The sequence below is a fragment of the Leisingera sp. SA32 genome, assembly GCF_056033425.1.
In genome coordinates this window covers 237,825-250,854 of sequence record NZ_JBVYHB010000001.1, presented here as the reverse complement: position 1 = coordinate 250,854, position 13,030 = coordinate 237,825, and the positions used below count along the sequence as shown (strand labels likewise).

General features: G+C 63.0%; 13 protein-coding genes. 2 read left to right on the top strand and 11 right to left on the bottom strand.

From position 1 onward, the window contains the following. Positions 1-89: 89 nt before the first annotated feature. Complete coding sequence (locus AC0IPL_RS01260; protein ID WP_474271410.1) at positions 90-272, bottom strand: hypothetical protein; 183 nt, start codon at positions 270-272, stop codon at positions 90-92. Between the two features lie 138 nt (positions 273-410). Continuing rightward, positions 411-1,028: a L,D-transpeptidase gene (locus tag AC0IPL_RS01255; RefSeq protein WP_474271951.1), complete on the bottom strand. Its 618-nt coding sequence runs from the start codon at positions 1,026-1,028 to the stop codon at positions 411-413. A 171-nt stretch (positions 1,029-1,199) separates the two neighbouring features. On the opposite strand from AC0IPL_RS01255, the gene dalA reads away from it, so the two are divergent. Further along, positions 1,200-1,682 carry a divisome-associated lipoprotein DalA gene (gene dalA, locus AC0IPL_RS01250; protein ID WP_474271409.1) on the top strand — a complete coding sequence of 161 codons (483 nt, stop codon included), beginning with the start codon at positions 1,200-1,202 and terminating at the stop codon, positions 1,680-1,682. A gap of 196 nt (positions 1,683-1,878) precedes the next feature. Here the strand turns inward: dalA and AC0IPL_RS01245 are convergent, their stop codons facing one another. From AC0IPL_RS01245 to hslO, 8 genes are all read right to left on the bottom strand, one after another. Further along, positions 1,879-2,406 (bottom strand): L,D-transpeptidase family protein, encoded by a 528-nt coding sequence (locus tag AC0IPL_RS01245; protein WP_474271407.1) that lies wholly within the window; start codon positions 2,404-2,406, stop codon positions 1,879-1,881. A 67-nt stretch (positions 2,407-2,473) separates the two neighbouring features. Next, positions 2,474-3,283 carry an ion transporter gene (locus AC0IPL_RS01240; RefSeq protein ID WP_474271405.1) on the bottom strand — a complete coding sequence of 270 codons (810 nt, stop codon included), beginning with the start codon at positions 3,281-3,283 and terminating at the stop codon, positions 2,474-2,476. 1 nt (position 3,284) lies between these two features. After that, positions 3,285-4,532 (bottom strand): class I SAM-dependent RNA methyltransferase, encoded by a 1,248-nt coding sequence (locus AC0IPL_RS01235; protein WP_474271404.1) that lies wholly within the window; start codon positions 4,530-4,532, stop codon positions 3,285-3,287. A 55-nt stretch (positions 4,533-4,587) separates the two neighbouring features. Further along, positions 4,588-6,435 carry an ABC transporter ATP-binding protein gene (locus AC0IPL_RS01230; protein WP_474271402.1) on the bottom strand — a complete coding sequence of 616 codons (1,848 nt, stop codon included), beginning with the start codon at positions 6,433-6,435 and terminating at the stop codon, positions 4,588-4,590. Beyond that, positions 6,432-8,270: an ABC transporter ATP-binding protein gene (locus AC0IPL_RS01225; RefSeq protein WP_474271400.1), complete on the bottom strand. Its 1,839-nt coding sequence runs from the start codon at positions 8,268-8,270 to the stop codon at positions 6,432-6,434. The genes AC0IPL_RS01230 and AC0IPL_RS01225 overlap by 4 nt, the downstream gene beginning before the upstream one ends. Before the next feature lie 212 nt (positions 8,271-8,482). Further along, positions 8,483-9,634 carry a CCA tRNA nucleotidyltransferase gene (locus AC0IPL_RS01220; protein ID WP_474271949.1) on the bottom strand — a complete coding sequence of 384 codons (1,152 nt, stop codon included), beginning with the start codon at positions 9,632-9,634 and terminating at the stop codon, positions 8,483-8,485. 2 nt (positions 9,635-9,636) lie between these two features. Beyond that, the gene (locus AC0IPL_RS01215; protein WP_474271397.1) at positions 9,637-10,260 is read right to left on the bottom strand and encodes a CoA pyrophosphatase; all 624 of its coding nucleotides are present in this window, start codon (positions 10,258-10,260) and stop codon (positions 9,637-9,639) included. Further along, a complete protein-coding gene (gene hslO, locus AC0IPL_RS01210; protein ID WP_474271394.1) occupies positions 10,235-11,221 on the bottom strand; it encodes an Hsp33 family molecular chaperone HslO in 987 nt (328 codons plus the stop codon). Before hslO ends, AC0IPL_RS01215 begins: the two co-directional genes overlap by 26 nt. Positions 11,222-11,298: 77 nt before the next feature. Here hslO and AC0IPL_RS01205 point away from each other — a divergent pair, with 77 nt between their 5' ends. After that, a complete protein-coding gene (locus tag AC0IPL_RS01205; protein ID WP_474271392.1) occupies positions 11,299-11,742 on the top strand; it encodes an NUDIX hydrolase in 444 nt (147 codons plus the stop codon). Between the two features lie 15 nt (positions 11,743-11,757). On the opposite strand, the gene AC0IPL_RS01200 is transcribed toward AC0IPL_RS01205, so the two are convergent. Further along, positions 11,758-13,029, bottom strand: a complete 1,272-nt coding sequence (locus AC0IPL_RS01200) for a PP2C family protein-serine/threonine phosphatase (RefSeq protein WP_474271390.1) — start codon at positions 13,027-13,029, stop codon at positions 11,758-11,760. Position 13,030: the final 1 nt, after the last annotated feature.

The following is a 13,030-nucleotide window of genomic DNA, read 5'->3' as shown; positions in this document are numbered from 1 at the left end:
CCTCTCCCGCGGCGTTCACCGGCTGTCTGGGCCGCAACAAAAAAAGGCGGTGGATCTCCACCGCCTTTTCCATGTTCGTGTATCGAAACTTAGTTCGATGCGACAGCCGCGCCAACCAGAACCAGCAGCAGCAGCGGCAGCATGATGCCGCTGGAAGAACCCTGAGCTTCTTCGACGATGACCGGCGGTTCTACAACCGGCTCGGACAGGTTGCCAGCGGTGGCGGTCGAAGCAGCAGCGGTCAGCGCAGCAGCGATAACGAGTTTTTTCATGTTAACCTCCAGAATTAGCGCGGCCCAACGATCTGCGCCGCGCACCCAAGACTTACCTCGTATTTTTTTCTAACCAGCAAATCTGCGGGATTGCAATTGCTTGTTATCACTATCAGCCTAGCGCTGAAGGTGCTGTCGTCAAATTAGCAACACCTGCGTGCCCACTTTGACCAGTCCAAACAGTTCGGCCACATGTTCATTGTACAAACCGATGCAGCCGTTGGATGATTTGCGGCCGATCTTTCGTGTGTCATGGGTTCCGTGGATGCGGTAATACTTCCAGCTGAGATACAGCGCATGGGTGCCCAGCGGGTTGTCCGGGCCCGGCGGAATATAGGCGGGCCACTCCGGATTGCGCTTGCGCATATTCGGCGTCGGGGCCCATCCCGGCCCTTCGACCTTGCGGATAACCTTGGTGCGACCACGGCGGGTCAGGTCATCCGACAGCGGCACCGAGGAGGGAAACAATTTATAGGTCTGCTGATCCTCGGACCAGTAGTGCAAGGCGCGGCTGTCAATATCGACCAGAATGGCGCCGCGGCGCAGATTGTCGAAGTACGGCCGCCAGGATTTCGCCCGAAACGCGGAGATGTTGCGCTGAACTGGCGGTTCTGGCTCTGGCGGCGGGCGCAGCGGATCATAGTCCTGCTGGTCGTCGCCCACCTGGGCCTGAGCCAGTGCAGGGGTGGAAATCACGGCAGCGCTACCGGCAAGAAATTGCCGCCTGCCAAGTGTATCAAATGATTTTCGGGGCATGACTCTATCCAAATTGCGCGGTCGGGTTCCGGGGTGCAGGTATTTTATGGCCTGAAAGCCGCAGTCGCAAATCAATCCGCCGGTTTCGCTCGCATATTTCCGCTGCGCCATTTGCACCCACGCCACAGGAAGGCTAAGTGCATCAGGCAACTGACAGAACGAGAGTGCCACATGAACCGCGTTTTTCTGCTGATGGCGGCTGCAATCCTGACCGCGGTCGCGGCCTGTACACCGGTGACCGACACTGGCGGGGGTTATCGCATCCGCAATGCGGACAAGGTCCAGCTGCGAATGCTCGATTCGGTCAACGCCCTGCGCTCTGCCGCCGGCGCACCGTCTGTTCAGCTGAATGCCCAGCTGACCGCCGCCGCCGCAACCCATTCCCGCGACATGTCGGTGCAGAACCGGCCCTGGCATTTCGGGTCTGACGGCTCCTCGCCCTTGGATCGCATCGCCCGCGCCGGATACACTGGTTCGCTGCTCGGCGAAAACATCTCCGAGACCTATGAGAATGAGCAGCAGACCCTGGCGGCCTGGCTAGAACAACCCGCAACCCGCGCGGTCATTCTGGACCCCAAGGCTGTGAACATGGGCTTTTCCTGGTTCCAGGAACCCGGCGGCAAGATCTGGTGGACGTTGGTGATGGCCAACTGAGCCATCCGGACGGGTGCCGCCCGGCCCCGCCGGGAGGCTGCGCCGGAACGGCGCCACGCCCAAGACTGCCAGGATGTAGCGGCGCAGCCGATGCAACCGCAGACGCGGGAGCGCGCCGCTCAGTCGCTCAGAGCTCGGTGCAGCCTGGAACAGGACACCGCCCCCCCCCGGGTGAGGAAAGCCGATGCGGCCGCCCTCAGGGGCGCAGGGCGATGGATGTTCCCTCTGACACCATCGCATAGATTTCCTCGATCTCTTCGTTCGACACGGCAATGCACCCGGCTGTCCAGTCATCCACCCGCGCCGCACGTCGGCGCTCCTTGCCGTTGTTGGGCTCGCCGTGGATGAAGATTTCGCCGCCGGGACGTTTTCCTTGGGCCGTCGCACGAACACGGTCCAGCCCGTTGGGATAGGAAATCCCAACCGACAGATGGTAGCGGCTGTTGGGATTGCGGCGGTCGATCAGATAGGTGCCTTCCGGGGTCTTTCCGTCGCCCTCGAACTGCTTGTGCCCTTGCGGCGCAAAGCCGAGGTCAACCTTGTATTCCCGCAGCACCTCGTCGTGATGCAACAAATACATTCGGCGCGCGCCCTTGTTGACCACGATTGAGGTTACCTCAGGGCCGTCATAGGTTTTGAACCTGTCATCCCGTGCGCCACCGCCGCTGCACCCGGCCAGCCCAAGGCTGGCAACAGCGCCGAGACCAAATGCCCGTCTGTCCATCTGTGTTGAGCCTGTTTTTTTATTTGCCTCGTCTCAGGCAATAACGCGAAACCGGCTGCAAGGAAATTCACAATTTCCTATCAGTCTCATTCTGGCTGGAGATCTTTCGCTCGATGGCCTCCAGACGCGTCAGCACCTCGTCCCGGTAGGCATCCGTGCGCACGCCTTCTTCCTCGCCGTGGGCGTCCTGCATCGAATTCACGATCAGGCCCACCAGCAGGTTCACAACGGCAAAGGTGGTGACCATGATGAAAGGCACAAAGAACGCCCAAGCGTAGGGGAAGACCTCCATCACCGGCCGCACGATGCCCATCGACCAGCTTTCCAGCGTCATGATCTGAAACAGCGAATACGCACTGCGGCCCAGACTGCCGAACCATTCCGGAAAATCATGGCCGAACAGTTTGGTCGCGATCACGGCACCGATGTAAAAGATGATTGCCATCAGCAGAAAGACCGATCCCATCCCCGGCAGCGCGGTGATGAACCCCTCCACCACCCGGCGCAGGCGCGGCGCCACCGAGATCACCCGCAACACCCGCAGGATCCGCAGGGCGCGCAGCACCGACAACCCCTGCGCACTGGGCACAAGAGCGATGCCGACAATCACGAAATCAAACACGTTCCAGCCGCTGGCAAAGAACCGCAGCCGCCGAACGTAGAGCTTCGCCAGGATCTCCACCACAAAGATCGACAGGCACAGATGGTCGATCAGATAGATCAGCCCACCGGCCCTCGCCATCACCGCAGGCGCGGTCTCCAACCCCAGCGTCACCGCGTTGATCAGGATCACGGCGGTGATGAAACGGCCAAACATCTCACTGTCGAGAATGGCGGCAAGTCGGCGTGTGGGTGTCATGGCGTGGGTATCGGTCATCTCAGTCTTTCAGGGTGAATTTCGCGGCCAGCTCGGTATGGGCGGACCAGCGGAACTGGTCAACAACCTGCACCCAGTCAAGGCGATAGCCCGCCGTCACCAGCGTCTTGGCATCGCGGGCAAAGCTGACCGGATTGCAGGAGACATAGGCAATTACCGGGGTGCGGGCCTTGGCCAGCTGCGCGGTCTGGGCCTCGGCACCGGCCCGCGGCGGATCAATCACCGCGGCATCAAAGGCGGCGCCAAAGGGATTCAGGTCTTCCGGCAGCAGTGGGTTTCGGAACAGATCGCGCGCTTCGGTGGTGACCTTTTTCACCCCGGTTGCCCGACGCCAGCCCGCGTCCAGCGCGGCGATCATGTCACGTTCACCCTCGACCGCGTGGACCTCTGCCAGGCGGGCCAACGGCAGCGAAAAGGTTCCGCAGCCCGCAAACAGATCGACAATCCGACGCGCCCCATGGGTAATTTCCAGCACCGCCGCCAGCAGCGCCGCCTCGCCATCCCGGGTGGCCTGCAGGAAACTGCCCGGCGGCGGGCAGACCTGGGCCGGACCAAAGGTCTGGGTGGGCGGCTGTTCCATCGCCACCGGTTCGTCGTCCCATGTCAGCCGCGCGATGTGATGCTTCTCTGCCAGTTGCGCCAGGCTGATACGCAGCGGGCCGTCCAGCGGTTTGCCGTTGCGCACCAGAATGTCCAGCCCGGCAGCCGAGGTGGTGACCGTCACCGCCAGCGGTGTCTTGCGGCTGGCACCGGCCAGCGCCAGTGCCTCAGCCACCGGCAGGGCCGCGATCAGGGCCGGGTCCAGCAACTGGCAGTCCGGGATGTCGGTAATCACACCAGAGGCCCGGCCGTGAAAGCCGGCCATCGCGCCCTTCTTGGTCCGGCGCACGGCAAAGGTCGCCCGCCGACGCGAGCGCGGTGGCGATGTGTGGATCGGGTGGAACACCGTCTCCAATCCCTGCGCCTGCAAGGCAGTGCGCACAACGTCGGTTTTCCAGTCTGCCACGAAGGCATCGCTGGCGTGCTGCAACTGGCAGCCACCGCAGGATTTATAATGGCGGCACGGCGGCTGCACCCGATGTTCGCTGGGGGTTTCGATCCGCACCTCCGTCAACCGGTCGCCCTGGACGATCCCCGACACGGTCTCGCCCGGCAGGCTGCGCGGGACAAACAAAGGGCCATCGGCCACGCCATCACCTTGATGGCCCAGCCGACTGATTGTTGCTGTGGTTCTGGCTGCATCAGTCATGGCCGTTCATTACAGCGGCTGACGGGTCAGAAAAAGCGAAATACGCCGCGGAAGCTCATTCAGCGGCAGCGCTCTGCGCGTCATCGGTACAGATAAAGCCGCCGGACTGCCGCGCCCAGAAGGCCGCATAGAGGCCATCCTGCGCCAGCAGCTCCTCGTGGCTGCCGCTTTCGGCGATCCGACCCTCCTCCATCACGATGATGCGGTCCATCTCGCTCAGCGTCGACAGCCGGTGCGCGATGGCCAGAACCGTCTTACCCTCCATCACCCGGTGCAGGGCTGCCTGAATGGAGGCCTCGACCTCCGAATCCAGCGCTGAGGTCGCCTCGTCCAGCACCAGGATCGGTGCATCCTTGACGATGGCACGGGCCAATGCGATCCGCTGGCGCTGACCCCCGGACAGCTTGACCCCGCGCTCGCCCAGATAAGCATCATAGCCATTGCGGCCCTCGCCATCCTCCAGCGCCGCAATAAACGCATGCGCCTCCGCCTTGTCCGCAGCGGCGACCATGTCATCCTCGCTGGCACCAGGGCGACCATAGAGAATGTTCTCGCGGGCCGAGCGGTTGAACATCGCAGTTTCCTGGGTGACCATGCCGATCTGGCTGCGCAAGGAGTTCTGGGTCACCGCTGCGATGTTCTGTCCGTCGATGCGGATCTGCCCTTTTTCCCCGTCATAGAGGCGCAGAAGCAGCGAAACCAGGGTCGATTTCCCCGCCCCGGAGGCGCCGACGATGCCCAGCTTTTCGCCCGGTTTGACGGTCAGGCTGATGCCGCGGACGCCGCCGACGTCACCGCCATAGGAAAATTCCACTTCGTCAAAGACGATCTCGCCCTGTGTCACCTGCAACGGTTTGGCCTCCGGCGCATCCTCGACCCGATCCTCTACCGACAGGGTCTTCATGCCGTTTTCGATCTCGCCGATGTTGGAATAGATCGCCATCAGGGTGAAGCTCACCCAGCCGGTCATCTGGGCAATGCGGATCGAGACGGCCCCCGCGGCGACGATGTCACCCTCGCTGGCCATGCCGCCGCGCCACAGCATCAGCGTGACACCGATCAGCAGCACCGGCAGCACCCCGGCAAGGCACATCAGGCAGAAGCGGAAACTGGCCGCCACGTAGCCAAATTGCAACGCCTTGTCGCGGAAGGTCACCATCGCATCCTGTGCGGTGCGCTCCTCGTGGTCGGCATGGGCGAACAGCTTGACCGTCTTGATGTTGGTGATCGAATCCACCACCTGTCCGGTGACCATCGCCCGCGCCCCGGCCCGCGCCCCGGAGCGTTGGCGGATGCGCGGCAGATACCAGCGGATCAGCGCGAAATAACCCACCAGCCAGATCAGAAACACCGCCGTAATCCGCAGATCTATAGAGCCTAACAAGGCCAAAGATCCCGCCAGAGAGGCCAGGGCGAAGGCCACCACGTTGATAACCTCGGTCGCCACCGACGTGACGGCATTGGCGGTCTGCATCTGTTTCTGGGCGATGCGGCCGGCAAAATCTTCGTCGAAGAACCGCACCGACTGGCCCAGCGTCCAGCGGTTCAGCCGCGACAGCACCAGCGGGTTCACATTGGGCCCGACAATGATCGCGTTGGAGGCCGCCGACAGCCCGAACAGCACCGGCCGCAGCAGCAGGAAGAAGCCCAGCGCCGCAGCGATCACCGACAGGTTTTCGGCCGAGAAGAACCGCTCCGGCCCGCTGCCGATGGCGGTGTCGATCACCAGCCCCAGGATATAGGCGGTGCCTGCCTCCATCGCGCCAGCCAGCGCCGAAAACCCCGCCGCCAGCCACAGCATCGGCCAGGCACCGGACAGGCACCAGCGCAGGAATCCACCCAGCTGGCGCGGCGGCGGCCCGTAAGCGGGGCGGAAGGCGTCGATCAGATTGCCAATGTTCATTCTGCGGCCTCGATGTTCAGGAACCCGCCGGATTGACGCGCCCAGAGCTGGGCGTAAAGCCCCTGCGCCTGCAATAGCGCGTCATGGCTGCCCTCTTCAACAATACGGCCCTGATCCATCACAAGGATACGGTCCATTTGCGCGATGGTGGACAGCCGGTGTGCAATAGCGATCACCGTCTTGCCCTGCATCATACCATAGAGGGTCTCCTGAATCGCCGACTCGACCTCCGAGTCCAGCGCCGATGTCGCCTCATCCAGCACCAGAATCGGCGCATCCTTCAGGATGACCCGCGCCAATGTCACCCGCTGGCGCTGCCCGCCGGACAGCTTCACTCCGCGTTCGCCCACATGGGCGTCATAGCCGCGGCGTCCCTGCGGATCCGCCAGATCAAGGATGAAGTCATGCGCTTGGGCCTGTTTGGCGGCGGCGACCATCTGCTCTTCGCTGGCATCCGGGCGGCCATACAGCAGGTTGTCGCGCACAGATCGGTGCATCAGCGCGCTGTCCTGCTGCACCATTCCGATGTTCAGCCGCAGACTGTCCTGAGTGACGCTGCGAATGTCCTGACCATCAATCAGGATCTGGCCCTTCTCAGCGTCATAGAACCGCAGCAAAAGCTTCACCAGGGTTGACTTACCGGCCCCGGAGCGGCCGATCAGGCCGATTTTTTCGCCCGGTCGGATGGTCAGGTTGATCCGGTCCAGACCACCTGCCTCGCGACCATAGTGATGGGACAGGTTGCGCAGCTCGATTTCCCCGTCTGTCAGCCGCAGCGGCTGCGCATTGGCGGCGTCCACCAGATCAATGGGTTGGGCGATGGTCTCCATTCCCTCCGCCACCACCCCCAATTGGCGGAAAAACGAGGTCAGCGCCCACATAATCCAGCCGGTCATCGCGTTCAGACGCAGGGTCAGCGCGGTGGCCGCAGCCACCAGCCCCACGGAGGCGGTGCCCTGTGTCCACAACATCACGGCCCATCCAACCACACCGACGATCAACAACCCGTTCAGCGTCACAAGGGTCGCATCCATGATGGTGAAGATCCGCATCTCCGCCTGAAACGTCTTGCGGGTGTCCTCGATCGCATCGCGGGCATAGGTCAGCTCGTGGTGATGATGGGCGAACATCTTGACCGAGTGAATGTTGGAATAGCTGTCGACGACCCGCCCGGTCACGGTGGAGCGCGCGTCGGATGACGCCTGGCTGGCCGGACCCACCCGGCGGACCGTCCACAGCACCAGCAGCGCATAGAGAACGAACCAGACGGCAAGCGGCAACATCAGCCGCACATCCGCAACCCACAGCAGCACCGCCGCCCCCACCAGATAGGCGAGCGAGAAGGTGATGGCGTCAAACACCTGGAAAATCACCTCACCGGCGGCAGGCGGGGTCTGCATGATGCGGTTGGCGATACGGCCGGCAAAGTCATTCTCGAACCAGCCGACCGACTGCCGCAACACATGCTTGTGCGCCCGCCAGCGGATCAGCGTGCCAAAGTTCGGCAGGATCGCATTGTTCAGCAGCACCACATCCAAAAGCTGCAACACCGGCCGCAGCAACAGGATGAACAGGGCAACCAGAATCAGCTCGGTGCCGTGGTTTTCCCAGACCTCCGCCGGGGTGCCCGACATCAGGTCCACCACCCGGCCCATGTAATAGATCAGACCGACCTCGATCGCGGCCACGACGACGGACATCAACGCCGCCAGCACAAAAACGGTTTTGAACGGTTTCGAATACTCACGCAGAAACGGCCACAACCGCGTCGGCGGCGTGTCCGTTTCTGCATAGCTGCAATAGGGGTCAATCAGGTTCTCAAAATAGCGAAACATGCGGTTGCTCCAGATGGTGAGCAGTTTGGAATACGAATGCAGACAGCGGACAGCCCAAGGCTCCCACGTCAAACGGGGCAGGTCTCAGGCGTTAAAGAAACCAGATCCCGTAATACATCAGCATTCCTCCGTCATGTGGTGGCTGCCGATTTTTTACGCCGGAAACGCTGTCTTGTCACCCCCCAAGGTTGCACGACGCAGCACCCCGCCTGTCAGCCAAGAGAGTGCAGCAGATCCTCGCGGCTGCGGCTGAAGCCTGACGCGATCCACTCCGCCTCCAACTGCTTTAGCGCGCGGCCCAGCTGTGGGCCTTTCAGGCGCGGCAGAAGATCCCGCGCTTGGACCGGAAACTTCGCGGCGGCGCCACGGGCGATATCAGTCTCCAACCCGGGAGACACCGGCTGTTCCATCAAGGCCGCGCGCAACAGCATGGCGTCCAGCGCCGTCTCTGCCCCCAGCCTGTAACCCAGCTCTGCCGGGCCGGCCGAGGCCGCAGCAGCCTGCCGGATCTGGGCCAGATGTGCCGCCTGCGCCTTGCTCAGCCGCAGCGCATCCTGCAAGTTTTCACCGCCCAGCGCCGCCAACCGCCGCAACGGCGAAACAGAGCGGGTGCCCTCCAGATGGACCAGCGGTGCCAGCGCACGGTCGTCGGTGCCGGGCAGGATGTGCCCCAACACCCCCGCCTGGCGCATCGCCGCAACCGCCGGCGCAGGATCGGCGGCCCCCAGCAGTTTCAGCATCTCGGCACCGATGCGTTCGCGCGACAGGCTTTGCAACCCGTCCAGATTGTCGGCAATCGCTGCCAGCGCGTCGGCGTCGAACCCCTGGCCGGGGTCGCCGTACCAGGCATGAAAGCGGAAGAACCGCAGCGAGCGCAGGTAATCCTCGCGGATGCGGTTTTCGGCCGTGCCGATGAAGCGCACCCGCCGCTGGGTCAGGTCCGCCATCCCGCCCAGCGGGTCGACCACCTCGCCGTCGGGGCGGGCATAGATCGCGTTCATGGTGAAATCGCGACGGCGGGCATCATCCGCGATGTCACTGGCAAAGGCTACAACTGCGCGGCGCCCGTCGGTGGCGACATCCTTGCGGAAGGTCGTGATCTCATGCGGTATGCCTTCGCGGATCAACGTCACGGTGCCATGGTCGATGCCGGTCGGCACCGCCTTGATACCCGCGCGTTTGGCCAGCGCCAGCACCTGATCCGGGGTGGCATCGGTGGCAATATCCATATCCGACGCCGGCTCCCCCAGCAGCGCGTTGCGCACGCAGCCACCGACAAACAGCACCTCAGCTCCATCCGCCCCTACCGCCGCGCAGACGGCTTGGGTGGCTGGCGCGTGCAGCCAGGGCTGATCAACCCGCAAGCTCACAGCATCCGTTCCGCAAAGCCGCGCAGCATCCGCGCGGTGGCGCCCCAGATGTAATAAGGGCCATATGGCACCGTATAATACCGACGCCGACTGCCGCGCCAGCGGCGGGATTCCACCACATAGTTGCGCGGCTCCAACACATGCTCCAACGGCACCGAGAATACTTCGGCAACCTCACCCAGCTCGGGGCGCGCGGCAAAGCCCTCGCGGATCAGCGCCACCACCGGTGTCACGGAAAAGCCCGTCACGGTCTCATGCGGCGGCAGACATCCGATCACCTGCGGCAGATCTTGCGGCAGCCCGATTTCCTCCCACGCCTCGCGCAGGGCGGCGGCGGTTTCATCGCGGTCGCCCGGATCCACCTTGCCGCCGGGAAAGGCGATCTGGCCGGGATGGTGCTTCAGGGCCGAAGAGCGCTTGGTCAGGATCAGCTGCGGGCTGCCCGAGGCCAGCGAGATCGGCACCAGCACCCCGGCCGGGCGCAATTTGCGCCCCTCGGGCAGCACCGTGCCGGGGTTCAGGTCAAAATCAGACGAGCCGTGGCCCTGTCGCTTCAGCGCCGCGGCTATCCTGCCCGATAGATCCTGCGCAGCGTCAGGCACTGGGCGGGTTGTCCGCATCAAACCCCAGCGAGGCAGGGTCCAGATTGTAATGCGCGCCGCAGAACTGGCAGTCGGCGGTCACCCGGCCGTCCTCCGTGGTCATCGTCGCGATGTCCTTGGCGGAATAGATCGACAGGCTCTGCCGCACGCGCTCCTCTGAACAGGTGCAACCAAAGCGCACCGGCTGGAAGTCGTAGACCCGCGGTTGTTCCTCGTGAAACAATCGCACCAGCAGGTCGGCGGGGGTCACCGAGGGGCCGATCAGCTCCAGGTCCTCGACGGTGTTCAGCAGCACGGTCACCCGGTTCCAGTTTTCCTCCTGGTCGCCGGAGACCAGATCACTGGCCTGCAAGGTTTCGCCGGACCCTTCGCCCTGCGCCGCAAAGGGGGAAGCCTTTGGCATGCTTTGCAACATGATCCCGCCTGCGCGCCAGTGCTCGCCTACGCCCGGCTCGGATGACTTTCCAAAGCTGAGCTTGAACATCGTCGGCAGCTGTTCGGACTGGGCAAAGTAGGATTCGGCGCAGGCACTGAGCGAGCCCTGTGCCAGCGGCGTGATGCCCTGATAGGGTTGGGTGCCGTTGCCCTGGTCGATCAGGATCGCAAAATAGCCCTCGCCTACCTGATCAAAGGGGGCGCCGTCCGTCAGCCGGTCACGGTCAAAGCTGGCATAGGCGCGGATCTGGCCGATCTCGCCTTCTTTTTGCGGCGCATAATAATCGGTGGCAATCATCCGCACCGCGCCCTTGGACTGCACCTGCAACGACAATTTCCAGCGCAGCGAAATGGTCTGGCCAATCAGCGCCGTCAGCAACGCCATCTCCGCCACCAAGGCCTCGACCTGGGGCGGGTAGTCGTGCTGTTTCAGGATACCGTCCAGCACGCCGTCAAGCCGCGCAACGCGGCCGCGCATGTCCGAGGCATCAAGCTGGAAGGGCAGGACGGTGTCGTCCCACGCGATTTTCGAACCAAGAGTCATGGGGTTTCCTTACGCGCCGGGGGTTGGCATACCGGGGCTATATAGGCGAATTGACGGCAGAGTGAAGAGGCGAGCCCATGATCCGGCGATTTGGCAGCAGCCCCGAAAAGGGCCAGATCTACACCCGGCGGCCCGGTGTCTATGCGCTGTTGCCGCGCGACGGGCGGCTGCTGCTGACCTGTCAGCATGATCCGGGGCCAGACATTCAATTGCCCGGCGGCGGCATTGATCCGGGCGAATCGCCCCTGCCCGCACTGCACCGCGAGGTGTATGAGGAAACCGGCTGGAAGATCGCCTTTCCACGCAAGCTGGGGGTGTTTCGCCGCTATGCCTATATGCCCGAATATGACCTGTGGGCAGAGAAGATCTGCCATATCTACACCGCGCTGCCATTGCGCGCGGTCGGCCCGCCGCTGGAGCCAGCACATGAAGCCTTGTGGATGGCGCCGCAACAAGCCGTCAGTCAACTGGGCAACGCCGGCGACCGGCATTTTGCCGCGATGCTGGTAAAACAGCTTTAGCGGCGCTGCTGCGACTTACGGCCCCTGAAAATCAAACAGCGTGGCAGAGACGTCGTCTTCCAGCCCGTGTTCCTTGCTCATCACCTGAGTCAGGTGCCAGTACAGGTCATCCAGGAATTCCTTGCCGCCCTGGCCCGGGCTGCATTTGCCGACCAGGTCCAGCAGGCCCTCTGGCTCCAGCATGGAGCCGTCCTCCAGCCGTGCCTCGGTAAAGCCGTCGGAGAACAGCAGCAAACGGTCGCCCTTCTCCATCACGAATTCTTCCTGGCTGTAGCCGATATCTGGCACCAGCCCCACTGGCACGCCGCCTTTGCCGATGAATTCCATCTCGCCGTTCTTGCGCAGCAGCAGGGGATGCGGATGGCCGGCCTGCACCATCTTGACCACGCCGCTGCGCAGATCGGCGATGCAGTAAGCCATCGTAAAATACTCTTCGATGCCGGTGTCGGCGATCAGCCTTGCATTCAGCATGCTGGCGACCTCCTCCGGCTGGCGCAGGGCGTAGAACCGGTTGAACCGCTTCTCCATGCCAACATTCTGGTCAAAGTAATTCGACGACAGATAGCCGCCCAGACGCGCCGTCATCATCGCCGAGGTGATCCCGTGGCCGGACACATCAATGGAGTAGAATCCGATCCGGTTAACGCCCGGCGAGAACATGCCCACCAGGTCGCCACCGATGTGGCCGCAGGGTTTCAGCAACAGGCTGACGGTCGAGGAGCCAAAAGATTTGGACAGCTCCGGCACCAGCGATTCCTGGATCTTGCGCGCCTGGATCAGATCCTTGTCGATGGCATCATAGACCCGCTGCAACTCTCCCAACGTTTCCGAAACGATGCGGTTCTTCTCCGACAGCTCGCGCTGCATGCGCAGGATCCGCTCGCCCGCCGAAATCCGCGCCCGCAGCTCGTCAGAACTGACCGGCTTGGTCAGGAAGTCATCGGCGCCGGCATCCAACCCCTCCGCCACCTCGTTTTTCTCGCTCTTGGAGGTCAGAAGGATAAAATAGGCATACTCCGTGCTGCTGCTGGCGCGGAAAGCGCGGCAGAATTCCAGCCCGTTCATGCCGGGCATCATCCAATCGCTAAGAATAAGATCGGGTGTTTCCGCCTGGCAGATTTCCATCGCCGATTCGCCGCTGTCCGCCTCGACGACATCAAACCCCCACTTTTTCAGCGAGGCCACAAGAATGCGTCTTTGCAGTCGGCTGTCGTCGACAACCAGCACACGGCGTATGGTTCCGGCCACTGTGTGGTCCTCGTCGTCGATCGAACGTTCTGGCAGCACC

What these genes read in the sequence shown, in the direction of transcription:
- AC0IPL_RS01260 (WP_474271410.1), bottom strand. Translation starts at nt 272, where the DNA reads ATGAAAAAACTCGTTATCGCTGCTGCGCTGACCGCTGCTGCTTCGACC.
- AC0IPL_RS01255 (WP_474271951.1), bottom strand. Translation starts at nt 1,028, where the DNA reads ATGCCCCGAAAATCATTTGATACACTTGGCAGGCGGCAATTTCTTGCC.
- dalA (WP_474271409.1), top strand. Translation starts at nt 1,200, where the DNA reads ATGAACCGCGTTTTTCTGCTGATGGCGGCTGCAATCCTGACCGCGGTC.
- AC0IPL_RS01245 (WP_474271407.1), bottom strand. Translation starts at nt 2,406, where the DNA reads ATGGACAGACGGGCATTTGGTCTCGGCGCTGTTGCCAGCCTTGGGCTG.
- AC0IPL_RS01240 (WP_474271405.1), bottom strand. Translation starts at nt 3,283, where the DNA reads ATGACCGATACCCACGCCATGACACCCACACGCCGACTTGCCGCCATT.
- AC0IPL_RS01235 (WP_474271404.1), bottom strand. Translation starts at nt 4,532, where the DNA reads ATGACTGATGCAGCCAGAACCACAGCAACAATCAGTCGGCTGGGCCAT.
- AC0IPL_RS01230 (WP_474271402.1), bottom strand. Translation starts at nt 6,435, where the DNA reads ATGAACATTGGCAATCTGATCGACGCCTTCCGCCCCGCTTACGGGCCG.
- AC0IPL_RS01225 (WP_474271400.1), bottom strand. Translation starts at nt 8,270, where the DNA reads ATGTTTCGCTATTTTGAGAACCTGATTGACCCCTATTGCAGCTATGCA.
- AC0IPL_RS01215 (WP_474271397.1), bottom strand. Translation starts at nt 10,260, where the DNA reads ATGCGGACAACCCGCCCAGTGCCTGACGCTGCGCAGGATCTATCGGGC.
- hslO (WP_474271394.1), bottom strand. Translation starts at nt 11,221, where the DNA reads ATGACTCTTGGTTCGAAAATCGCGTGGGACGACACCGTCCTGCCCTTC.
- AC0IPL_RS01205 (WP_474271392.1), top strand. Translation starts at nt 11,299, where the DNA reads ATGATCCGGCGATTTGGCAGCAGCCCCGAAAAGGGCCAGATCTACACC.